At 69.4% G+C, this 23,220-nt stretch carries 22 protein-coding genes; 21 read left to right on the top strand and 1 reads right to left on the bottom strand.

Annotated features, from left to right (window positions below; translation table 11 throughout):
- The 7 genes from ruvX to D1832_RS02815 all read left to right on the top strand — a co-directional run bounded on the left by ruvX (window position 1) and on the right by D1832_RS02815 (window position 6,395).
- Complete coding sequence (ruvX, locus tag D1832_RS02845; protein ID WP_118912575.1) at window positions 1–513, top strand: Holliday junction resolvase RuvX; 513 nt, start codon at window positions 1–3, stop codon at window positions 511–513.
- Window positions 506–1,774, top strand: a complete 1,269-nt coding sequence (gene mltG, locus D1832_RS02840) for an endolytic transglycosylase MltG (protein WP_118912525.1) — start codon at window positions 506–508, stop codon at window positions 1,772–1,774. The genes ruvX and mltG overlap by 8 nt, the downstream gene beginning before the upstream one ends.
- Entirely contained in the window at window positions 1,774–2,613 is an 840-nt protein-coding gene (locus tag D1832_RS02835; RefSeq protein ID WP_206609342.1) for a shikimate dehydrogenase, read from the top strand. The genes mltG and D1832_RS02835 overlap by 1 nt, the downstream gene beginning before the upstream one ends.
- 8 nt (window positions 2,614–2,621) lie before the next feature.
- The gene (aroC, locus tag D1832_RS02830; RefSeq protein ID WP_118912574.1) at window positions 2,622–3,845 is read left to right on the top strand and encodes a chorismate synthase; all 1,224 of its coding nucleotides are present in this window, start codon (window positions 2,622–2,624) and stop codon (window positions 3,843–3,845) included.
- Between the two features lie 5 nt (window positions 3,846–3,850).
- Window positions 3,851–4,483, top strand: a complete 633-nt coding sequence (locus tag D1832_RS02825) for a shikimate kinase (protein ID WP_147362597.1) — start codon at window positions 3,851–3,853, stop codon at window positions 4,481–4,483.
- A complete protein-coding gene (gene aroB / locus D1832_RS02820) occupies window positions 4,480–5,544 on the top strand; it encodes a 3-dehydroquinate synthase (protein WP_118912522.1) in 1,065 nt (354 codons plus the stop codon). The genes D1832_RS02825 and aroB overlap by 4 nt, the downstream gene beginning before the upstream one ends.
- Before the next feature lie 95 nt (window positions 5,545–5,639).
- Window positions 5,640–6,395, top strand: a complete 756-nt coding sequence (locus tag D1832_RS02815) for a class I SAM-dependent methyltransferase (RefSeq protein ID WP_118912521.1) — start codon at window positions 5,640–5,642, stop codon at window positions 6,393–6,395.
- Window positions 6,396–6,471: 76 nt separating this feature from the next.
- Here the strand turns inward: D1832_RS02815 and D1832_RS02810 are convergent, their stop codons facing one another.
- The gene (locus D1832_RS02810) at window positions 6,472–8,067 is read right to left on the bottom strand and encodes an FMN-binding glutamate synthase family protein (RefSeq protein ID WP_118912520.1); all 1,596 of its coding nucleotides are present in this window, start codon (window positions 8,065–8,067) and stop codon (window positions 6,472–6,474) included.
- Between the two features lie 259 nt (window positions 8,068–8,326).
- Here D1832_RS02810 and efp point away from each other — a divergent pair, with 259 nt between their 5' ends.
- The 14 genes from efp (at window position 8,327) to metK (ending at window position 23,201) form a co-directional block, all read left to right on the top strand.
- Complete coding sequence (efp, locus tag D1832_RS02805) at window positions 8,327–8,887, top strand: elongation factor P (RefSeq protein WP_047312690.1); 561 nt, start codon at window positions 8,327–8,329, stop codon at window positions 8,885–8,887.
- Between the two features lie 3 nt (window positions 8,888–8,890).
- Window positions 8,891–9,307, top strand: coding sequence for a transcription antitermination factor NusB (gene nusB / locus D1832_RS02800; RefSeq protein ID WP_118912519.1), 417 nt, complete (start codon window positions 8,891–8,893; stop codon window positions 9,305–9,307).
- A 241-nt stretch (window positions 9,308–9,548) separates the two neighbouring features.
- Window positions 9,549–10,184, top strand: a complete 636-nt coding sequence (pyrR, locus tag D1832_RS02795; protein WP_118912518.1) for a bifunctional pyr operon transcriptional regulator/uracil phosphoribosyltransferase PyrR — start codon at window positions 9,549–9,551, stop codon at window positions 10,182–10,184.
- Window positions 10,181–11,116: an aspartate carbamoyltransferase catalytic subunit gene (locus D1832_RS02790; RefSeq protein WP_118912517.1), complete on the top strand. Its 936-nt coding sequence runs from the start codon at window positions 10,181–10,183 to the stop codon at window positions 11,114–11,116. Before pyrR ends, D1832_RS02790 begins: the two co-directional genes overlap by 4 nt.
- Window positions 11,116–12,420 (top strand): dihydroorotase, encoded by a 1,305-nt coding sequence (locus D1832_RS02785; RefSeq protein WP_118912516.1) that lies wholly within the window; start codon window positions 11,116–11,118, stop codon window positions 12,418–12,420. The genes D1832_RS02790 and D1832_RS02785 overlap by 1 nt, the downstream gene beginning before the upstream one ends.
- Complete coding sequence (gene carA / locus D1832_RS02780; RefSeq protein WP_118912515.1) at window positions 12,417–13,607, top strand: glutamine-hydrolyzing carbamoyl-phosphate synthase small subunit; 1,191 nt, start codon at window positions 12,417–12,419, stop codon at window positions 13,605–13,607. The genes D1832_RS02785 and carA overlap by 4 nt, the downstream gene beginning before the upstream one ends.
- Window positions 13,607–16,912, top strand: a complete 3,306-nt coding sequence (gene carB / locus D1832_RS02775; protein WP_118912514.1) for a carbamoyl-phosphate synthase large subunit — start codon at window positions 13,607–13,609, stop codon at window positions 16,910–16,912. The genes carA and carB overlap by 1 nt, the downstream gene beginning before the upstream one ends.
- Window positions 16,913–17,088: 176 nt before the next feature.
- Window positions 17,089–17,802, top strand: coding sequence for an iron-sulfur cluster-binding protein (locus D1832_RS02770; RefSeq protein ID WP_241510828.1), 714 nt, complete (start codon window positions 17,089–17,091; stop codon window positions 17,800–17,802).
- A complete protein-coding gene (locus D1832_RS02765) occupies window positions 17,799–18,788 on the top strand; it encodes a nitronate monooxygenase (RefSeq protein ID WP_118912513.1) in 990 nt (329 codons plus the stop codon). The genes D1832_RS02770 and D1832_RS02765 overlap by 4 nt, the downstream gene beginning before the upstream one ends.
- Window positions 18,789–18,816: 28 nt before the next feature.
- Complete coding sequence (gene pyrF, locus D1832_RS02760) at window positions 18,817–19,686, top strand: orotidine-5'-phosphate decarboxylase (protein ID WP_118912512.1); 870 nt, start codon at window positions 18,817–18,819, stop codon at window positions 19,684–19,686.
- Window positions 19,687–19,794: 108 nt separating this feature from the next.
- Window positions 19,795–20,355, top strand: coding sequence for a guanylate kinase (gene gmk / locus D1832_RS02755; protein ID WP_118912511.1), 561 nt, complete (start codon window positions 19,795–19,797; stop codon window positions 20,353–20,355).
- A 17-nt stretch (window positions 20,356–20,372) separates the two neighbouring features.
- Window positions 20,373–20,636, top strand: a complete 264-nt coding sequence (rpoZ, locus tag D1832_RS02750) for a DNA-directed RNA polymerase subunit omega (protein ID WP_118912510.1) — start codon at window positions 20,373–20,375, stop codon at window positions 20,634–20,636.
- A 10-nt stretch (window positions 20,637–20,646) separates the two neighbouring features.
- On the top strand, window positions 20,647–21,921 hold the full coding sequence (gene coaBC / locus D1832_RS02745) for a bifunctional phosphopantothenoylcysteine decarboxylase/phosphopantothenate--cysteine ligase CoaBC (protein WP_118912509.1): 1,275 nt from the start codon (window positions 20,647–20,649) through the stop codon (window positions 21,919–21,921).
- Between the two features lie 62 nt (window positions 21,922–21,983).
- Window positions 21,984–23,201 carry a methionine adenosyltransferase gene (gene metK, locus D1832_RS02740; protein ID WP_047312700.1) on the top strand — a complete coding sequence of 406 codons (1,218 nt, stop codon included), beginning with the start codon at window positions 21,984–21,986 and terminating at the stop codon, window positions 23,199–23,201.
- The last annotated feature ends 19 nt before the right edge of the window (window positions 23,202–23,220 follow it).

Below are 23,220 nucleotides of genomic sequence, written 5' to 3'. Positions count from 1 at the left end.
ATGAGAACCGGAGTGCGACTGGGCGTCGACGTCGGCACGGTACGTGTCGGCCTCGCAGCCAGTGACCCCTCCGGCATCATGGCCACCCCGATCCGCACGCTCGCTCGAGCGGAGTCGACGAACAAGGACGTCGTCGCCGTCGCGGAAGCGGCCGACGAGGCTCAGGCGCTCGAGGTCGTCGTCGGGCTGCCCCTCAACATGAAGGGCGAGGACACTGCGTCCACGGCGGCGGCCCGGGCGTGGGCCAACACGCTGAAGGGCATTCGGCCGCAGCTTCGCGTGGTTCTCGTCGACGAACGTCTAACATCGGTGACCGCACACCGTGCCCTGCACGACAGCGGGGTGGCGGGACGTAAGCACCGCACGCACGTCGACCAACAGGCGGCGGTACTCATCCTGCAAGCTGCGCTCGACACCGAGCGCGGAACCGGCCGGCCCCCCGGGGCCGAGGTCGGTGGGCGCAAACCCCGCGCCCGGCGCACGACGAAAGAAGGTGGCTCGCACCATGGGTAGTTCGCCCCGAGATCGACTCTTCGGCCGCGCCGAGGACGAGGTCGATCCGAGCCAGGCCGTGCGTCGTGAGGGAGAGCGCGGAGCGCAGACTCGCGCCGCGTTGCCCAAGGCCCGCAAGAATCCGGCCATGACGCGTCGTGAGCGACGCGACCGCGACGAGGCACTGCGCGAAGCGGAGCGTCGTCGTGAGGCGGGGGAGACGTCGGTCGACTACAACCCGAACCGTCGCCGCGGCATGGTTCCCCTCGTTCTCGCCCTCGTCCTCGTTCTGGTCGGCGGAACGTTCGCCTGGCGGACTCTCGGCCTCGGCCTGCCCTCGTTCCAGGGCCAGGGCGGCGACTACGACGGCGCCGGTGAGGACGAAACCGTCGAGGTGAAGATCAACAAGGGCGACGCCGGCAGCACGATCGGTTCCTCCCTGGTCGAGGCCGGCGTCACGAAGTCGACGTCCGCGTTCGTCGAGGCCATGGCTGCCAACCCGAAGGTCAACCTCACCCCGGGTACCTACAAGCTGCGCAAGAAGCAGAGCGCCGAGTCCGCCTTGACAGCACTGCAGGACCCGAAGAACCGCGTCGGCGGCGGCATCGTCATTCAGGAAGGTCTGTGGCAGAGCGAGATCTTCGCGAAGCTCTCCAAGGGCAGCGGTCGCCCGGTGAGTGAGTACGAGAAGGTCACCGCCAACCAGCTCGGCCTGCCCAAGTCGATGAACGGCAAGCTCGAGGGCTGGCTGTTCCCCTCGACCTACGACTTCGACAAGTCGATGACGGCCAAGGAGCAACTGCAGGCCATGGTGAAGAACACCAAGGACCAGCTCAACTCGCTCAACGTTCGCGCCGACCAGCTCCAGGAAGTGCTGACCAAGGCCAGCATCGTGCAGGCCGAGTCGCCGGCCGGCGCTGACGACGGCAAGGTCGCCCGCGTCATCGAGAACCGCCTCGACGAGGACATGCCCCTGCAGATGGACTCGAGCGTGCACTACGTCATTCACAAGCGCGGCACGGTGACGACGAGTGACGAAGACCGTCAGAGCGACAGCCCGTACAACACGTACAAGCACAAGGGTCTGCCGCCGACGCCGTACAACAGCCCCGGTGCCGCGGCGATCAAGGCGGCAGCCAACCCGACGCCCGGCCCGTGGAAGTACTTCGTCACGGTCAACCAGGAGACGGGCGAGACGCTCTTCTCGGAGACCTACGACCAGCAGCTCGAGAACGAGAAGAAGTTCCGCGAGTGGTGCCAGAAGAACCCTGGTAAGTGCTGATGCCTCGGGCGCTCGTCATCGGTTCGCCGATCGGTCACTCGCGCTCGCCTGTCATCCACGAGGCGGGCTACCGGGTGGCCGGCCTCACCGACTGGTCGTACGACCGCGCCGAGGTGACGGCTGACGAGGTGCCCGAGTTCCTCGCCGGACTCGACGCCGATGTCCACGGCCTCTCGGTGACGATGCCGTGCAAGGAGGCCGCCCTGGCGGCCGCCGCGACGGCCACGCCGCTCGCCAGGGGCGTCGGCGCGGCGAACACGCTCGTGTCTACGGACGACGGCTGGCATGCCGACAACACGGACGTCGCCGGAGTCGTCGGTGCCCTGCGCGGTGCGGGGTGCGAGGGCACCCAGCACGCGGTCGTTCTCGGCTCGGGCGCCACGGCTCGCGCCGTCATCGCGGCTCTGGCCGAGCTCGGTGTCAGCGACGTGACGTTCGTCGTGCGGACCACGGCACGTCCCGAAACCCTGGCCCTCGCCGACAAGCTCGGGATCGACGCACAGGTCGTCCGCCAGGACGCGGACGAGATGCCGGCCCTCGTCGGTCGCTGTCTGCTCGTCGTCTCCACGCTTCCGCAGGGCGGGGCCGACGTCGTCGCCGACCGCCTCGTCGACGCGCCCTCGCTGCGCATCGGGCCGGCGGCCGGGCCCTACGTGCTCGACGTCGTGTACGCCGACTGGCCGACGCGCCTCGCGCAGGTCATGCAGGAGCGCTGTGCCACCGTCGTCAACGGACTCGACATGCTCGTCCATCAGGCCGCCGCGCAGTTCGAACTCTTCACGGCAACGCCCGCCCCCATTGCGGACATGATGCAGGCGGCCTCCGACGCCGTGAAATGATGACCGGCATGCTTCGTTGGTTGACCGCAGGTGAGTCGCACGGCCCGTCCCTCATGGGCGTCATCGAGGGCCTTCCGGCCGGTGTCGAGGTCACGAGCCAGAACATCGCCGACGCCCTTGCCCGCCGCCGCCTCGGCTACGGGCGCGGCGCGCGCATGAAGTTCGAGCAGGATGTCGTGACGTTCATCGGCGGTCTGCGCCACGGGGTGTCGCTCGGTTCTCCGCTCGCCCTGCAGATCGGCAACAGCGAATGGCCCAAGTGGGAGACCGTCATGGCTCCCGACCCCGTCGAGGCCGAGGCCTACGCGGCGTCCAACGACGTCAACGCCGAGAAGGAGATCGCCCGCAACCGGCCGCTCACGCGTCCGCGCCCCGGGCACGCGGACCTCGTCGGCATGCAGAAGTACGGCTTCGACGACGCCCGCCCCGTGCTCGAGCGCGCCTCGGCCCGTGAGACGGCGGCCCGCGTCGCCCTCGGCGAGATCGCAGCGCGCTTCCTCGAGCAGGCCTACGGCATTCACCTCGTCAGCCACACCGTTGCGGTCGGCACGGCGGCCGTCAGCGATGACGCTCCGTTGCCCGGCCCCGATGACGTGGCCCGCCTCGACGCCGACCCGGTGCGCACCCTCGACGAGGACGGTTCCGCGGCGATGGTCGCGGAGATCGACTCGGCGAAGAAGTCGGGCGACACCCTCGGCGGCGTCGTCGAGGTCTGCGTGTACAACCTCCCGCCCGGCCTCGGTTCGCACGTTCACTGGGACCGCCGCCTCGACTCGCGTCTCGCGGGTGCCCTCATGGGCATCCAGGCCATCAAGGGAGTCGAGGTCGGTGACGGCTTCACCACCGCGCGCCGTCGTGGTTCCGAGGCCCACGACGAGATGGAGCGCACCGACGGCGTCATCCGCCGTCGCACGAACCGTGCCGGTGGCACCGAGGGTGGCATGTCCACCGGTGACGTGCTGCGGGTTCGTGCCGCGATGAAGCCCATCTCGACGGTGCCGCGCGCCCTGGCCACGGTCGATCTCGCCACCGGTGAGGCCGCAACGGCCATCCACCAGCGCTCCGATGTGTGCGCGGTTCCCGCTGCCGGCGTCGTGGCCGAGGCCATGGTCGCCCTCGTCCTGGCCGAGGCCTGCGTCGAGAAGTTCGGTGGCGACAGCGTCGCCGAGACGCGCCGCAACTACGAGAGCTACCTGGCGAACATCCCTGAGCTCCTCACGACGTGGGAGTGACGGACGTGACGCCGCCGCGCCGTCGACCGCGGGCTGTGCTCGTCGGGCCGATGGCGTCCGGCAAGACGTCCGTCGGTCGCAGTCTCGCCGCCCGGTGGGGCGTGGAACTGCGCGACAGCGATCACGTCGTCGTCGAGCGCGCGGGACGACCCATCTCGGATATCTTCGCGTCCGACGGTGAGCAGGCCTTCCGTGACCTCGAGCGTGAGGTGATCCTCGGCGAACTCGAGTCGTTCGAGGGAGTTCTGGCCCTCGGCGGCGGGGCGGTGCTCGACCCCCTGACGCGAGAAGCCCTGGCCGATCACGTCGTCGTCTCCCTCACGGTGGACGAGCGAAACGCCGGATTCCGCATCCGCGGGGACACGTCGCGCCCCGTGTTGGCGGGCGGTGGTCTGGAGACCTGGCGCCGCATCTACGCCGAGCGCCGCCACCTGTATGCCGAAGTCGGCACGGTCGAGGTCGACACCTCACGTGGCACGACCGGCGCGTCTGCCACCCGCATCATCGAAGCCCTCATCGAGGCAGGGTACGAACGGGCCGCATCGACCGGCGGTAAGCGGCCGCTGCCGTCGTCGGTGCCCGTTCGCGCCGCGCCGAGCGACGCCTCCGACCGCACCACGTCAGGGAGCCCCACATGAGCGTCATCTCCGTTGCCGATCGTTACGACGTGACGATCGGACGCGGCGTCCTCGAGCGCGCCGCGGCTGCGGTGCCGGACACCGCCGCCCGCGTGCTCGTCATCGAACAGGCCGCCGTGGCCGCGGTGGCCGAGCGCGTCGCCGCTGATCTCACCGCGCGCGGGATCGAGGTGCTGCGTGAGGCCGTGCCCGACGGCGAGGCCGCGAAGACCGTCGAGGTCAGCGCGCACCTGTGGGGCGTCATGGCTCGGGCCGGATTCACGCGGACCGACGTGGTCGTCGGTGTCGGCGGGGGAGCGGTGACCGACCTCGCGGGCTGGGTGGCTGCGTCCTGGCTAAGGGGTGTCGGCGTCGTTCAGGTGCCGACGACGGTGCTCGCCATGGTCGACGCCGCGGTCGGCGGCAAGACCGGCATCAACATCGCGGAGGGCAAGAATCTCGTGGGCGCCTTCCACGAGCCGCTCGCCGTCGTCGCGGACCTCGAGACCGTCGAGACACTGCCGGCGCGCGACGTCGCCGCCGGCCTCGCGGAGGTCGTCAAGTGCGGGTTCATCCGCGACGAGCGCATCCTCGAGATCGTCGAGGCGTCTCCCGAAGCGGCACTCGACGTGCGTGGCGCGGCGCTGACCGAGCTCGTCGAGCGAGCAGTGCAGGTCAAGGCCGATGTCGTCGCAGCCGACCTCAAGGAGTCGAGCCTGCGCGAGATCCTCAACTACGGCCACACGTTCGCCCACGCGATCGAGCAGCGCGAGAACTACACCTGGCGTCACGGCGACGCCGTCGCGGTGGGGTGCCTGTTCGCGGCCGAACTGGCTCGCGCTGCGGGCGTTCTCGATGACGCTTCGGTGGCGCGCCAGCGCGCCGTTGTCACAGCACTGGGACTGCCGACCACGTACAGCGGGGGCGACTTCGACGAGATGCTCACTGTGATGGGGCGCGACAAGAAGACCCGAGGAAACCTGCTGCGCTTCGTCGTCCTGCACGCCATCGGCGACACGCATCGCCTCGAAGGGCCCAGCCGCGACGAGCTGCGCGCGGCCTTCGACGCCGTCACCGCCTGAGCCCGCCGCGAGCCGACGCCGTGACGAGCGCTTGCACCTGGTCGAACGTCAGTGAGGGCTACCGCAGATCCTTTGCGACGCTCTGCGCCGGGCCCGTGCCCACACTGCTCGACCACGTCGCCCCGGCCATGGAGCGGCGTTCGGCGGTTCTGCTCGATGTCGGCTCCGGCACGGGAACGGTGGCTCGAGCCGCCGCTGGGCGCAGTTGGCTGGTTATCGCTCTCGATCCCGAAGCGGACATGGCGTCGATGACACGCGATGCCCTGAACGCTTCGGCCGAGGCGGCCCGGGTGGTGCGCGCGGCGTTGCCGAACCTGCCGGTGACCTCCGCCGGTGTCGACGCCGTCGTGGCGAACTTCGTCGTCAACCACGTCGCCGATCCACGCGCGGCGTTGGCAGAGGCTGCCCGGGTGTTACGGCCCGGCGGACGGCTGGCTGTGACGATCTGGACGCGCGCCGGCGCCGGATGGGCCGACCTCGTCGGCGCTGCCTTCGAGGCCGCCGACGCGACATCGCCGCCGTCTGCCCAGCTGCCCGAGCATCTCGACTTCGAGCGGAGCCCGGAAGGTCTGGCGGACATCACGCGCGCGGCCGGTCTGTCCGTCGTGGTGAAGGACCGGACGACGTGGCGGTGGCGCGTGAGCCCCGACGATCTGTGGGCCGGGATCTCGTCGGGCGTGGCGGCCGCAGGCGCACGCTACCTCGCTCAGACGCCGGACGTGCGGCGTGCGGTGCAGGAGCACTTCGTCCGTCTCGCGGCGACTGAGGCACACGACGGGCTGCTGAACTTCGCCAGTGAGGCCACACTCGTCGTCGCGACGAAGCCGTCCGCACCCCTGACGAGCACCTGACGGCCGACACGACGAAGGCCGGAGGCCCACCGAGCGGTGAGGGCCCCGGCCCTTGTCGGCGTTCGTGGGAGAGCCGTCAGCGCGTGGGCTGCTCCGTGGCAGCAGTCTCCCGGTTGTCCTCGTTCTCACCGCCGAGGTGCACGAAGTCGCCCTCGACCATGATGCGCTCGATCTCGGCTGCGAGGTCGAGCCCGAGGCGTCCGTAACCCTCCGGGTAGCCGAAGACCTCGTCGAGCGCTACGCCGCGGCGCACACCGTCCATGAGTTCGAGGTCCTCCGGGCCGATGAGGGCCGGATGTGCCACACCGATCGCGTCGCTGATCTTGAGCAGGTCCTTGCGCAGGGCCAGGACGTAGTTCGCCATGCGGTGCTTCTTCTGCTGCGGGTCGAGGCCGTGAGCGAGCCACTTGTTCTGCGTGGCCACACCGGTGGGGCATGTGTCCTCGTGGCACTTCTGCGTCTGCAGACACCCGATGGCGAGCATCGCTTCACGGGCCACGTTGATCATGTCGGCGCCCATGGCGAAGGCCTGCGTCGCCGCCAACGGGAGGCCGAGCTTGCCGGAGGCGATGAACACGATGTCATCGCTCAGCCCGGCCTCGTAGAAGGTCTTGTAGACGCGCGAGAACCCGACGGCCCAGGGGAGAGCGACGGAGTCGGAGAAGACGATGGGCGCGGCACCCGTGCCGCCCTCACCGCCGTCGATCGTGATGAAGTCGACTCCCCGGCGGGGACCGTCGGTGCTCGACATGAGGTCCGCGAGGCGGTGCCAGAACGCCATCTCGCCGACAGCGGACTTGATACCGACCGGCAGACCCGTCCTCGTCGCGATGCGCTCGACGAAGTCGAGCATCGAGTCCTCGTCGTGGAACGCGGTGTGACGGCTGGGGGAGACAACCGTCTTGCCCTCGACGACACCACGGATCTCCGCGATCTCCTTCGTCACCTTCGTGCCTGGCAGGACGCCACCGAGGCCGGGCTTGGCGCCTTGGGAGAGCTTGATCTCGATCGCCTTGACCGGCGCCGACTCGACGACGGCCACGAGACGCTCGAGGTCGAACTCGCCGTTCTCGTCACGGCACCCGAAGTAGCCGGTGCCGATCTGGAGAATGAGCTCGCCGCCCTGACGGTGATAGGTGGACAGGCCGCCCTCGCCCGTGTTGTGCATCGCGCCCGCAAGGTGCACGCCGGCGTTGATCGCCATGATGGCGTTGCCCGACAGCGAGCCGAAACTCATCGCCGACACGTTGACGACGGAGCGGGGGCGGAACGCCTTGGCGCGCCCGCGGGCGCCGCCCAGGACCTTCGCGCAAGGGATGGCGTGATCCTCCGTCTCGGCCGCCATCGACCGCGCGAAGGTGCGGTGCTTGATGATCGGGTAACCCTGCAGCGTCTCCATGTCGTTGTCGGTGCCGAAGCCGATGTAGTTGTTGACGCCCTTGGCGGAGCGGTAGATCCAGGCGCGCTGGTCGCGGTTGAACGGACGCTCCTCGTCGTTGCTCGCGACGATGTACTGGCGCAACTCCGGGCCGATCAACTCCAGGCCGTAGCGGGCGTGACCCAGGACGGGGAAGTTGCGCAGGAGCGAATGGTCCTTCTGCGTGAGGTCACGCGCGGCCACACCGGCCGTTGCGACGAAAGGCAGGGACGCGGCGATTCGAGACCACTTCATGGCCCCCATCTGAGCACACCGACGCGTGGAACGCATCACCCCGGCCGTGCCTGATCCGGGGTTGCGCGCGTACGCGATTCGGGCCGGTGCGCCGCGCCCCCTAGACTGACGGGGATGCCCGTGCGTCTCGTGCGGGTGACAACGACAGAATCAGCAACGACAAGCGCTGTTCGCCGCCTCCTGGGCGGCATCACAGCGACGACGTGACGTGGCAGACCGGGCCAGGCCCGTGCCGCACGAGCAACGAAGGCGGAAATCCGTGGCGAGCACGAACGACCTCAAGAACGGCATGGTTCTCAAGATCGACAACGGGCTGTGGTCCGTCGTCGAGTTCCAGCACGTGAAGCCGGGCAAGGGCCCCGCCTTCGTCCGCACGAAGCTCAAGAACGTCCTCTCGGGCAAGATCGTCGACAAGACCTTCAACGCAGGCGTCAAGGTCGAGACCGCCAACGTCGACCGCTCCGACATGCAGTACCTGTACCAGGACGGCGGCGACTACGTCTTCATGGACACGAAGACGTACGACCAGATCAACATCCCCGCGGAGACCGTCGGTGACGCGGCGAACTTCCTCCTCGAGAACCAGGAAGCGATCGTCGCGACGAACGAGGGCACCGTCCTCTACGTCGAGCTGCCGGCCTCCGTCGTCCTCGAGATCACGCACACCGAGCCGGGCCTGCAGGGCGACCGCTCCACCGGTGGCACGAAGCCTGCAACGCTGGAGACCGGCGCCGAGATCCAGGTTCCGCTGTTCCTCGAGCAGGGCACCAAGGTCAAGGTCGACACGCGTGACGGTTCCTACCTGGGCCGCGTCAACTGATTCATGGGCGCTCGCACCAAGGCGCGCAAGCGCGCCCTCGACCTGCTCTTCGAAGCCGAGCAGCGTGAGATCAACGCGAAGGATCTGCTCGACGAGCGCGTCCTCGCGCCCGTGACGCCAGCTCCGTTGCCGGAGTACACCGCGGTGCTCGTGCGCGGCGTCGTCGACCACTGGCGCACGATCAACGAAGCGCTCGAGACGTACGCACGCGGTTGGACGCTCGATCGCATGCCCGCCGTCGACCGCGCGCTGCTGCGCGTCGCGGCCTACGAGGTGCTCTATGTCGACGACGTGCCCGACGGCGTCGCCGTCTCCGAGGCCAAGAACCTCGCGACCGAGCTGTCGACCGACAACTCGCCGCAATTCATCGGCGGCCTGTTGACGAAGCTCTCCGAGGTCAAGTCCTCGCTCGTCGACTGACACTCGCCGACTGCAGTTCCGCCGAAGCGCCCGCACCCCATGGAGGGGTTGCGGGCGCTTCGACGTCCGATCAGCTCGCGACCTGCTGGAGGAGGCGAGCGCCGCTGCGTTCGAGCCTGCGGGCTGGGGTGTCGCTCGGGTCGGTCACGGGCGTCATCCTGCCAGAGGAAGGGCATGTAAACTCGGGCGCGGAATCATCCTTTAACGATCCGTCCCGCGAGGCGGCGAAGGAGGCCTGCGCATGACGCGCGACGACATGGGCGTAACCGGGAACGGGCACCCCGCCGACACCGAATCGGGCCGCGAGGCGGCCGGTTCACCGCCCGATGTGGGGAGGGTGGTGCTGTCGGCTCCCGAGATCGCGCGAGCTCTGCGCCGCATCTCCCACGAGATCCTCGAACGCAACAAGGGCGCCGACGATCTCGTCCTCCTCGGCATCCCGACGCGCGGAGCGCACCTCGCCCGCCGCCTCGGTGACGCCCTCAAGGCCGTCGAAGGCGTCGACATCCCCGTCGGCACGCTCGACGTCACGATGTACCGCGACGATCTGCGCAAGAACCCGGCTCGCGTAGCCCACCACAGTGACATCCCCGCCAGTGGCATCGACGAGCGCACAGTCGTCCTCGTCGACGACGTGCTCTTCTCCGGACGCACGGTCCGCGCCGCTCTCGACGCCCTCGGCGATCTCGGCCGTCCGAAGGCCGTGCGCCTCGCCGTCCTCGTCGACCGCGGGCACCGCGAACTTCCGATCCGTGCCGACCACGTGGGCAAGAACCTGCCGACCGCCACGAGCGAGCACGTGCGGGTTTCCATCACCGAGATCGACGGCGCCGACGAGGTTCGCATCTCGGGTTCCGCCGCAAGGAGCGACGCATGAAGCACCTTCTCTCGGCAGCCGACCTGAGCCGTGACATGGCCGGGCAGATCCTCGAGACCGCAGGTGCGATGCACGACGTGCAGAACCGCGAGGTCAAGAAGCTGCCCGCCCTGCGCGGACGCACCGTCGTCAATCTCTTCTTCGAGGACTCGACCCGCACCCGCAGTTCCTTCGAGATCGCGGGCAAGTGGCTCTCGGCCGACGTCATCAACGTCAGCGCCAAAGGCTCGAGCGTGAGCAAGGGCGAGTCGCTGCACGACACCGTGCTCACGGTCGCCGCCATGGGCGTCGACGGTCTCGTCATCCGCCACATGCGATCGGGCGCTCCGCTGCAGGTGAGCCAGTGGGTCGACTGCATGGTGGTCAACGCCGGTGACGGTACCCACGAGCACCCCACACAAGCCTTGCTCGACGCCTACACGATGCAGGCGCAGCTCGGCACGCTCGAGGGCAAGCACGTCGTCATCGTCGGCGACCTGACGCACAGCCGTGTCGTGCGTTCGAACCTCATCCTGCTCAAGACGCTCGGCGCGCACGTCACGCTCGTCGCGCCGCCGACGCTCATGCCCAGCGGTATCGCCGCGTGGGCTGGGGCCGACGGATTCGAGACGAGCTACGACCTCGACGCCGTGCTCCCGCACGCCGACGCCGTCATGATGCTGCGCGTGCAGCGTGAGCGGATGTCGGGCGGTTACTTCCCGACGCCCCGCGAGTACACGGTCGGGTACGGACTCACGCGTGACCGCCTCGGCCTGCTGCCGGCGCACGCCGTCATCTGCCACCCGGGGCCCATGAACCGCGGCCTCGAGATCAGCCCCGACGCAGCCGACGAAGCGCGTTCCAAGGTGCTCGACCAGGTCAGCGCCGGTGTCGCCGTGCGCATGAGCGTTCTCTACCACCTGCTCGCCTCGAACGAAGGAGCCGGCGCCTGATGGCCAGCACGACCGACTACCTCATCACCGGCGCCGACGTCGTCGGCAGCGGGGCCGCCGACATCCTCGTGCGCGACGGGCGTATCGCCGAGATCGGTACGGGGCTCGATGTTCCGTCCGGCATTGAGCGCGTCGACGCCGACGGCCTCGTCGCTCTTCCCGGCCTCGTCGACCTGCACACGCACCTGCGGGAGCCGGGCCGTGAGGACGCCGAGACGATCCGCACCGGATCGGCCGCCGCCGCAGCCGGTGGCTTCACGGCCGTCTTCGCGATGGCCAACACGAACCCCGTCACCGACACCGCGGAGGCCGCCGAGCGGATCGCCGAACTGGGTGAGCGCGTCGGTCTCGTCGACGTCCACCCCGTCGGTGCCGTGACGAAGAGCCTCGCCGGTGAGGAGCTCGCCGAGCTCGGTCTCATGGCGCGCAGCCGCGCCCAGGTGCGCGTGTTCTCCGACGACGGCAAGTGCGTCCACGACGCCCGCCTCATGCGCCGCGCCCTCGAGTACGTCAAGGCATTCGACGGCGTCGTCACTCAGCACGCCCAGGATCCGTTGCTCGCCGACGGCTCCGCGTGCTGCCACGAGGGCGAGGTCTCCGGGCGCCTCGGGTTGCCCGGCTGGCCGGGTGTCGCCGAGGAGGTCATCGTCGCGCGCGACGTGATGCTGGCCCGTCACACGGGCAGCCGCGTGCACATCGCGCACGCCTCCACCGCGGGCACCGTCGAGGTGCTGCGCTGGGCCAAGTCGCTCGGCATCGACGTCACCGCGGAGGTCACGCCGCACCACCTCATGCTCGAGACCGACCTGCTCGCCGGGTACGACCCGGTGTTCAAGGTCAACCCGCCGCTGCGTCCCGCGGAGGACATCGAGGCCGTGCGCGAGGCGCTCGCCGACGGCACGATCGACGCCGTCGCCACCGACCACGCCCCGCACGCCCGCCACGACAAGGAGCACGCCTTCGCCGACGCCGCGTTCGGCATGCTCGGGCTCGAGCAGGCGCTCGCGGTGCTCCACACGACGATGGTCGAACCGGGCCGCATGACGTGGGCGCAGGTTGCCGAGGCCACCTCAGCGCGGCCGGCGCGCATCGCCCGCTTGACGTCGCAGGGCGGCGGCCTCGTGGCCGGTGCCCCCGCGAACATCACCCTCTTCGATCCCGCGGTGACGAACGTCGTCGACCGCGAGGAATCGAAGTCGCTTTCCCGCAACAACCCCTGGCACGGACACACGCTCAAGGGCGCCGTCGCCGCGACGTTCCTGCGCGGACGCCGCACCTTCGCCAACGGAGAGGTTCACCAGTGAACACGAACGATCAGACCGGCGTTCTCGCCCGGCGTTCCGACGCCGTGCTCGTCCTCGAGGACGGGCGCGTCTTCCGCGGTCGCAGCTACGGCGCCGAGGGTACGACGTTCGGTGAGGTCGTCTTCTCAACCGGGATGTCCGGCTACCAGGAGACGCTGACCGACCCGAGCTATCACAAGCAGGTCGTCGTCATGACGGCGCCGCACGTCGGCAACACCGGCATGAACGACGAGGACGAGGAGTCGCGCCGCATCTGGGTGGCCGGCTACGTCGTACGCGACCCCGCCATCCGCCCGTCGAACTGGCGCAGCGTGCGCACGCTCGAGGACGACCTCGTCGAGCAGGGCATCGTCGGAATCTGCGAGATCGACACGCGCGCCCTCACGCGTCACCTGCGCGAGCGCGGCGCCATGCGTGTTGGCGTCTTCTCCGGCGCGGACGCGGACAAGCTGGACTCCCAACTCCTCGAGGCCGTGAAGAATGCGCCGACGATGGAGGGCAGCGAGCTCGCGTCCGAGGTCGCGACGAAGGAGACCTACGTCGTCCCGGCCCAGGGCGAGAAGAAGTTCACCGTGGCCGCGGTCGACCTCGGCATCAAGTCGAACACCCCGCGCATGATGAGCGAGCGCGGCATCGAGGTGCACGTCATGCCGGCCACGGCGACGCTCGAGGATGTGCAGGCGATCAACCCCGACGGTGTGTTCTTCTCGAACGGCCCCGGCGACCCGGCCACCGCCCCTCAGGTCGGCCTCCTGCGTGACGTACTCGGCGCCGGCATTCCGTACTTCGGCATCTGCTTCGGCAACCAGCTGCTCGGACGCGCCCTCGGCTTCGGCACGTACAAGCTGAAGTACGGCCACCGCGGCATCAACGTGCCCGTGCTCGACAAGGAGAGCGGCACCGTCGAGATCACCGCCCAGAACCACGGCTTCGCCGTCGACGCACCCATCGAGGGGCACACCAACGCCCCTGCGGACGCCGAGCACGGCACGAACTTCGGGCGCGTCGAGGTCTCGCACGTGTGCCTCAACGACGACGTCGTCGAGGGGCTTCGCTGCCTCGACATCCCCGCCTTCTCGGTGCAGTACCACCCGGAGGCCGCAGCCGGGCCGCACGATGCGGCCTACCTGTTCGACCGCTTCGTCGCCATGATGAGCGACCACAACGACGCGAAGGTGAGCGCCTGATGCCCAAGAACACCGACATCAAGAGCGTCCTCGTCATCGGCTCCGGCCCGATCGTCATCGGCCAGGCCGCGGAGTTCGACTACTCGGGTACGCAGGCCTGCCGCGTGCTGCGAGAGGAGGGCCTTCGCGTCATCCTCGTCAACTCCAACCCGGCGACGATCATGACCGACCCGGAGACCGCAGACGTCACCTACGTCGAGCCGATCACGCCCGAGATCGTCGCCTCCATCATCGAGAAGGAGCGCCCGGACGCCGTCCTCGCCACCCTCGGTGGTCAGACGGCGCTCAACACGGCCATCGCGCTGCACAAGGACGGCGTGCTCGAGAAGTACGGCTGCCCGCTCATCGGCGCCAACGTCGAAGCCATCGAGCTCGGCGAGGACCGCGAGAAGTTCAAGGGCGTCGTCGAGCGCTGTGGCGCAGAGTCGGCCCGTTCCTACATCTGCCACTCCATGGACGACGTGCTCGCCGGCGCCGAGGAGCTCGGCTACCCGGTCGTCGTGCGTCCCTCGTTCACCATGGGCGGCCTCGGCTCCGGCTTCGCTTACGACGAGACCGACCTGCGCCGCATGGCCGGCGCGGGCCTGCAGGCCAGCCCGACCACCGAGGTGCTCCTCGAGGAGTCGATCCTCGGGTGGAAGGAGTACGAGCTCGAGGTGATGAGGGACAACGTCGACAATGTCGTTGTTGTCTGTTCCATCGAGAACTTCGACCCCATGGGTGTTCACACCGGTGACTCCATCACCGTGGCCCCGTCGCTGACGCTCACCGACCGCGAGTACCAGCGCATGCGTGACGTCGGCATCGCCGTCATCCGCGAGGTCGGCGTCGACACCGGCGGCTGCAACATCCAGTTCGCCATCAACCCGGCCGACGGCCGCATGATTGTCATCGAGATGAACCCGCGCGTCTCGCGTTCGTCGGCGCTCGCGTCGAAGGCCACCGGCTTCCCGATCGCCAAGATCGCGGCGAAGATGGCCATCGGCTACACCCTCGACGAGGTGCCGAACGACATCACGGCCGAGACGCCGGCGAGCTTCGAGCCGACGCTCGACTACATCGTCGTCAAGGTGCCGCGCTTCGCGTTCGAGAAGTTCCCGGCCGCCGACCCGACCCTCACGACGACGATGAAGTCGGTCGGGGAGGCCATGGCGCTGGGCCGCAACTTCACCGAGGCGCTGCAGAAGGCGCTGCGTTCCATCGAGCGCAAGGAGGCGCAGTTCCACTGGCGCGCCGACGACCTGCCGACGCCCGAGATGGCGCGCGAGCTGCTCGAGCAGGCCAAGCGCCCGACCGACGGCCGCATCCTGCTCGTCCAGCAGGCGCTGCGTGGCGGCCTCAGCGTCGAAGAGGTGCACGAGGCCACGAAGATCGACCCGTGGTTCCTCGACCAGCTGCAGCTCATCAACGAGGTGGCCGAGGAGATCTCGCGCGCACCCCAGCTGACGCCGGAACTGCTGCGCCTGGCGAAGAAGCACGGCTTCTCCGACGCCCAGCTCGCACAGCTGACGGACATGAAGGAGGACGTCGTGCGCGGCGTCCGCCACGCGCTCGGTGTGCGCCCGGTCTACAAGACGGTCGACACCTGTGCAGCCGAGTTCGCTGCGCAGACGCCGTACTACTACTCCTCCTACGATGAGGAGAGCGAGGTGCTGCCGCGCGAGAAGCCCGCCGTCATCATCCTCGGCTCGGGCCCCAACCGCATCGGTCAGGGCATCGAGTTCGACTACTCGTGCGTGCACGCCTCGTTCGCGCTGCGTGACGCCGGCTTCGACACCGTCATGGTCAACTGCAACCCCGAGACGGTCTCCACCGACTACGACACGAGCTCGCGCCTCTACTTCGAGCCGCTGACGCTCGAGGACGTGCTCGAGGTCGTCCACGCCGAGCGTGAGGCCGGTCCGCTCGCGGGCGTCATCGTCCAGCTCGGCGGCCAGACGCCGCTCGGCCTGGCGCGCGCCCTCAAGGCCGAGGGCGTGCCGATCGTCGGCACGTCTCCCGAGGCCATCGACCTGGCCGAGGACCGCGGAGCGTTCGGCCGCGTGCTCGCCGAGGCGAACCTGCCCGCGCCGCGCCACGGCATCGCCTACTCGGCCGACGAGGCCGTCGCGGTGGCCCGTGAGATCGGCTTCCCGGTGCTCGTGCGCCCGAGCTACGTGCTCGGTGGCCGCGGCATGGAGATCGTCTACGACGACGACACGCTGCGAGGGTACGTCACGCGTGCGACGACGGCGTCGCCCGAGCACCCCGTGCTCGTCGACCGCTTCCTCGACGAAGCCATCGAGATCGACGTCGACTGCCTCTACGACGGCAAGGAGATGTACCTCGGCGGCATCATGGAGCACGTCGAGGAGGCCGGCATCCACTCCGGTGACTCGGCCTGCGTCCTGCCGCCGGCGACGCTCGGCACCGAGGAGCTCGACCGCGTTCGCGCCTCGACGCTCGCTCTCGCCGAGGGCATCGGTGTGCGCGGCCTCATGAACGTGCAGTTCGCGCTCGCTCAGGACGTGCTCTACGTTCTCGAGGCCAACCCGCGCGCCAGCCGTACGGTGCCGTTCGTCGCCAAGGCAACGTCCGTGCCGCTCGCCAAGGCCGCCGCCCGCGTCATGCTCGGCTCCTCGATCGCCGACTTGCGCGCCGAGGGCATGCTGCCGCCCACCGGGGACGGTTCGCACCTGCCCCTCGACGCTCCGGTCTCGGTCAAGGAGGCCGTGCTGCCGTTCCAGCGCTTCCGCACCGCCGAGGGAGAGGTCGTCGACTCACTCCTCGGCCCGGAGATGCGCTCCACCGGTGAGGTCATGGGCATCGACGCCGACTTCGCCACCTCGTTCGCCAAGGCGATGCTCGGTTCGGGCCAGGGGCTGCCGCGCTCGGGCAACATCTTCGTTTCGTGCGCCAACCGCGACAAGCGCGCCATGTTGTTCCCCGTCAAGCGCCTCGTCGACCTCGGCTTCACGGTGCTCGCGACGAGCGGAACGTCGGACGTGCTGCGCCGCAACGGCATCGCCTCGACCACGGTGCGCAAGCACTCGCAGGGTCAGGGCGAGGACGGCGAGAAGACCATCGTTCAGCGCATCCTCGACGGCGAGGTCGGCATGATCGTCAACACGCCGTCCGGCCAGGACGCGCGCGCCGACGGTTACGCGATCCGCGCGGCGGGAACGTCGATGAACGCGCCCGTCATCACGACGGTTCAGGAGCTCGCCGCAGCCGTGCAGGCCATCGAGGCCGGCATGCATGGCGAGTTCTCGGTGAAGTCGCTGCAGGAGCACGCAGCCGACCTCAACCTGTTCGCGGCGCGCTGAGGCCCGCCCTGAACGCACGCACGACACCGGACGCGCAGGCGTCGCCGTCGAACGCCGACGGCGTCGTCTCCGTCACGGGTGAGCTCATCGCGACGCGACGCGTCGGTGCCTTCGTCGCGCACACCTTCGTCGCGCCCGGCATCGCCGAGGCGGCGCGGCCGGGACAGCTCGTTTCGGTGGCGATCGGTGACGAGGCGTCGGCGATCATCACCCGACGCGCGCTGCCGCTGCGGGCCGTCACTCCCACGGGCACGTTCGGCGGCACCGTCGAGGTCGTCATCGACCCCGACGCCGACGAGGCCAGTGCCTGGCTCGCCGGGCGACGCCTCCACGACGAGGTGAGCATCCTCGGCCCGCTCGGGCGTGGCTTCCCGCTGCCGTCGCAGCCGGTGCGTGCGGTCGTCGCGGGCGTCGGTGCCAGCGCGGCGTCGCTCGTGTGGCTCATCACCGAACTGCGTCGAGCGGGGAGCCAGGTGCCGCGCGTCGTCATCGGCGGTCGCGACGACCGTCACCTGCTCGGTGTCATCGAAGCACGCCGTCTCGTGGGTGACGTCGTCATCGTGGTGCCGGAAGCGGGGGGAGTGACGTCGCTCGAATACCTCGTGCAGGTCGCGCTCGATGCCGCGCTCCGAGAGAGTGACGCACCGGTGGTCTACGCCGCCGGCGACGTGTCGGCTCTTGCGGCGATGACGGCGGCCTCCCAGGGTCGAGGGGCAGTGCTGCAGGGTGCGTTCGACGTGCCCATGCCGTGCGGCACCGGCCTGTGCGGTGCGTGCATCGTGCCGGTCGCCGGGGCGTCCGGCGACGTTCGCAGTGTTCGATGCTGCAGCGAGGGCCCGGTGCTGCCCGGTGACCGCGTCGTCTGGCACGACCTGTTGGAGCAGCGATGAGTCCGCAGACGCCGAAGGGCGCTGAGCCGCAGACGTACACGCCTCCCGAAGACATCGACGTGTCGGTCACGCTCGGCAACCACCGCCTCGCCTCGCCGCTTCTCGCGGCGTCCGGCTGTGGCGGGTTCGGGCACGAACTCGTGCGCTGGGGTGGACTCGGCGGGTTCGGGGCCCTCGTCACGCCGACGCTGACGAGTGAAGCTCGCGAGAGCAGCGAACGTCGCGTCATCGTCGAGACACCCTCGGGAGTCGTGCACCCACACGACGTGCCGAACATCGGTGCCAACGCCTTGAGCGCCACGCGGCTGCCGTGGGAGATCTGCGGCGAGACGCCGGTCGTCGCGTCGATCGCGGGGGACACGAGCGGCGACTTCGCCGAGGCTGCTGCGGCCGTGCGTCGTCGCACCGCAGCGCGCGGTCTGCTCGGTGTCGAGATGAACCTGTCCGTGCCGAACGAGGCGAACAGCGGGCGCCCCTTCGCGCGTGACGAGTACGCCGTGACGAAGGTCGTCGCCCGTGTGCGCGAACACCTCCCACGCAACCTGCTTCTCTTCGCCAAGCTCACGTTGGGCACGGATGTCGTCGAGTTGGCCCGCGCCGCACTGAAGTCGGGCGCCGACGTCATCGTCGTCGGTCACCCGCCGGCAGCGACGAGCATCGACCCGACGACGCTGAGACCCCGCACGCGCGGCGCGGCGACGATGGCCGGGCCGGCACTGCTGCCCATGACGCTCGGCGCCGTCTTCGAACTCAAGGCCGCGATGATCGCCGGCCGACTCCCGAGCGCGCCGATGGTCGCCGGGGGCGGCATCGCGCGGGCTGAGGACGTCGTCGCAGCCCTCGCAGCGGGAGCGAGCGCGGTGCAGATGGGAACCGCGCTCATCCGCGACCCACGCGCCGGCGTCACCACGCTGGATGCCCTGCGCCGTCACTGTTCAGAGGTCTCCATGCCCCCGTCCGCCATGACCGCCGTCGCGCACCGCTGACGCCGACCGTTCGACCAGGAGAACCGCCATGACCACCACGTCACCCGAAGCCGGATTCGGTGCTCGACTCAAGGCCGCGCACGAGCGCTTCGGCCCGGCCTGTGTCGGCATCGACCCCCACCGTGGCCTCGTCGAGGGGTGGGGGCTGCGCTACAGCTACGAGGGTGTCGAGCGGTTCGCGCTGACGTGCGTCGAGGCGTTCGGCGGACGCGTCGCCTCCGTCAAGCCGCAGTCAGCCTTCTTCGAGGTGTTCGGCTCGCGCGGTGTGGCACTGCTCGAGCGCGTGACGAAGGAACTGCGCGAAGCAGGCACCCTTGTCGTGCTCGACGTGAAGCGCGGCGACATCGGCACGACGATGACGGCCTACGGGGAGGCGTTTCTCGGCAAGGAAGCGCCCGAGCCGGCCGACGCGATCACGCTCAGCCCGTACCTCGGGTACGAGTCGCTGCGCCCGGCGCTCGACCTCGCGCGGGACACCGGACGCGGCGTGTTCGTGCTCGCACTGACCTCGAACCCGGAGGGGGCTGGAGTCCAGCACGCGAGTACGCCCGGCGGCAGCGTCGCGGGCGACATTGTCGCGGCGGCAACCCGCGACAACGCCGAGGCCGCGGACCGGGGAGAGTGGGGCCACGTCGGCTTCGTCATGGGCGCAACGATCGGCTCGGCGCTCGACGACCTCGGCCTGCGGGACGCGCTCGCCGCGTCGAACGCGCCGATCCTCGCGCCGGGATTCGGCGCGCAGGGCGGCACGGTTGAGACGATCAATGAAGTCTTCGGCGCCTCCGTCGAGCGCGTCATCCCGACGACGTCGCGCGACGTGCTCAAGGCCGGCCCGGACGTCAGCTCGCTCATCGAGGCTGTGGAGCGCACGCGCGAGAGTGTGGCTCGTTTGGCGTGAGTCGCTCGGCCTGAACAGGGGCCGGGCCGCCAACTGTCGGCCTGTGAAAGGATGAGCGACACGCCCTCGCGGGCGTCTCGCACCAGTTCGCCGTGGAAGGAATCCTCGATGAGTGGACGCCTCGTCGTCCTGGCCGGCCCCACCGCGGTCGGCAAGGGCACCGTCGCCGCCTACATCCGCGAGCACTACCCGGAGGTGTGGCTCTCGGTCTCCGCGACGACGCGCCCGCCGCGCCCGGGTGAGATCGACGGAGTCCACTACCGCTTCCTCAGCGACGAGGAGTTCGCCCGGACGGCGCGCGAGGACGGCTTCCTCGAACACGCCATCGTCCACGGTCGTGCCTCGTACGGCACGCCGAAGGCCCCCGTCGAGGAGGCGATGGCCGAGGGCAAGCTGCCGCTGCTCGAGATCGACCTCCAGGGTGCGCGCCAGGTCAAGCAGAACGCGCCCGACGCGTTCTTCGTCTTCCTCGAGCCGCCGAGCTGGGACGAGCTGGTGCGCCGGCTCGTCGGGCGCGGCACCGAGACCGAGGAGGAACGCGAGCGACGCCTCCAGACCGCGAAGGTCGAACTGGCCGCGAAATCCGAGTTCGACCACGTCATCGTCAACGACGACGTTCGGCGTGCAGCCGAAGAACTCGTATCATTGATGAGAACCCCTGGAAACTGACGACGAAACGAGTGATTGTGTCCGGCACCAAGGCCGAGCCCATCGGCATCACGAACCCGCCCATCGACGACCTCCTCAAGATCGCGGACAGCAAGTACGCGCTCGTGACGTACGCCTCGAAGCGCGCGCGTCAGATCAACGGCTACTACAGCCAGCTCGCTGACGGCCTGCTCGACAACGTCGGTCCGCTCGTGGAGGCCCAGCCCAACGACAAGCCGCTGTCGATTGCGTTGCGCGAGATGAACGAGGGTCTGCTCTCGATCGAGAAGCTCGAAGCCTGAGTCTCGCGAGATGCGCATCGTTCTCGGTGTGACGGGGGGCATCGCCGGCTACAAAGCGGCGTTGCTCCTTCGTCTTTTCACGGAGAGTGGGCACGACGTCACGGTCGTGCCCACTTCTGCTGCACTCGAATTCGTCGGCGCTCCCACGTGGGAGGCGCTCTCGGGCAAGCCGGTGCAGACGGGTGTCTTCGAGAACGTGCACGCGGTGCCGCACGTCAAGCTCGGCCAGAGCGCCGATCTCGTCGTCGTGGCACCGGCAACGGCAGACCTGCTCGCCAAGGCCGCGTGTGGCATGGCGAACGACCTGCTGACGAACACGCTGCTCACGGCGCGCTGCCCGGTTGTCATGGCTCCGGCCATGCACACCGAGATGTGGCTTCACCCGGCCACGCAGGCCAACGTCGCCACGCTGCGTGAGCGCGGCGTGACGATCGTCGAGCCCGCGTCGGGTCGACTCACGGGCGCCGACACCGGCCCCGGCCGTCTGCCCGACCCCGACGTCATCTACGAAGCCGCTTTGGCTGCGGCCGCGAGCGGTACACGCCGTGACGGTGCCGAGAAGGTTCCTGTCGCCCGCGAACAGGGGCCCTTGGCCGGGCGCACCGTGCTGGTCACCGCCGGCGGCACGCGTGAGGCCATCGACCCCGTGCGCTACCTCGGCAACCGCAGCAGCGGGAAGATGGGCTTCGCCATCTCAGCAGCTGCCGCCGACCTGGGCGCCAAGGTCACCCTCGTCACGACGGCCACGCCGCCCGCTGACGTTGCGTCCCGCGTCGATGTCGTCACGGTCGAGGGTGCCCGGGCCATGCGCGAGAAGGTGCTCGAGGCCGAGCCCGACCTGCTCGTCATGGCGGCCGCCGTGGCCGATTTCCGCCCGAGTGAGGTGGCCACGTCGAAGATCAAGAAGACGCACGGCTCGGGCGACGACTCGGCGCCCGTCATCACACTCGTGCGCAACCCCGACATCCTCGCCGAAGCCGTCGCGCAGCGTGACGCGAAGGCCGACTCGGAGGCGCGTCGTCGCGTCATCGTCGGGTTCGCCGCCGAGACGGGCGACGCCGACGGCGACGTCCTGTTCCACGCCCGCGCCAAGCTCGCTCGCAAGGGGTGCGACGTTCTCGTGGCCAACGAGGTCGGCGACGGCGTCACGTTCGGTCAGGACGAGTCGACCGCCCACCTGCTGCGTGCCGACTCCGACGAGGTCGTCACCGTCGGGCCCGCCCCGAAGTCTCACATCGCGGCAGCGGTCGTCGACCTCGCCGCGTCTATCTTCACTACTCAGTAACATGCTGTGACGGGGTGGTTCGCGCCCCAGTCAGCAGCCGCTGCCCACGTCAGGAGTCCGCTTTGACCCGTCTGTTCACCTCCGAGTCCGTCACCGAAGGTCACCCCGACAAGATCTGTGACCAGATCAGTGACGCGATCCTCGACGACATGCTCAAGAAGGACCCGAAGTCGCGCGTCGCGGTCGAGACGATGGTGACGACGGGCCTCGTGCACGTGGCGGGAGAGGTGCGCACCGAGGGCTACACGGACATCGCGACGCTCGTGCGCAACGTCATCACCGAGGTCGGTTACGACTCCTCGCTCAAGGGCTTCGACGGGCACAGCTGCGGCATTTCCGTCTCGATCGGCCAGCAGTCGGTCGACATCGCGCAGGGCGTCGACCAGGCGCACGAACACCGCGTCGACGGTGGCGTCGACCCGCTCGATCTGCAGGGCGCCGGCGACCAGGGCCTCATGTTCGGTTACGCCTGCGACGACACCCCCGAACTCATGCCGCTGCCGATCTTCCTCGCGCACCGCCTCTCCGAGCGCCTCACCCGCGTGCGCAAGGACGGCACGCTCGAGTACCTGCGCCCGGACGGCAAGACGCAGGTCACCATCGCCTACGACGGTGACAAGGCTGTCGGCCTCGAGACCGTCGTGCTCTCGACCCAGCACGACGAAGGCATCGACCTGGGCGGTCAGCTCGCGCCCGACATCGAGCGCCACGTCATCGACCCGGTCATCGCCGAACTCGCGGCCAGCGGCGTCGCGCTCGACACCACGAACGTGCGCCAGCTCATCAACCCCACGGGCAAGTTCGTCATCGGCGGCCCCATGGGTGACGCCGGCCTCACCGGGCGCAAGATCATCGTCGACACCTACGGCGGCATGGCCCGCCACGGCGGCGGCGCCTTCTCCGGCAAGGACCCGTCGAAGGTCGACCGCTCGGCCGCCTACGCCATGCGCTGGGTGGCCAAGAACGTCGTCGCCGCCGGCCTCGCGAAGCGCTGCGAGGTGCAGGTCGCGTACGCCATCGGCAAGGCACAGCCGGTCGGCCTCTACGTCGAGTGCTTCGGCACCGAGACCAAGCCGCTCGACGTCATCCAGAAGGCCATCGACACGACGTTCGACCTGCGCCCCGCCGCGCTCGTCGAGCAGCTCGACCTCCTGCGCCCGATCTACCAGCCCACCGCGGCCTACGGCCACTTCGGTCGCACCGAGGCACCCGGCCTGGAGAACGGGTTCACGTGGGAGCGCACCAACCGCGTCGAGGAACTGCAGCGCGCTGCCGGCTGATCACCGACCTCACAGAGCG

It is taken from the genome of Dermacoccus abyssi, assembly GCF_003515945.1.
Taxonomy (GTDB): Bacteria; Actinomycetota; Actinomycetes; order Actinomycetales; family Dermatophilaceae; genus Dermacoccus; species Dermacoccus abyssi.
Note: the sequence above shows the minus strand (reverse complement) of the source record. Positions and strands in the feature narration are given on the sequence as shown.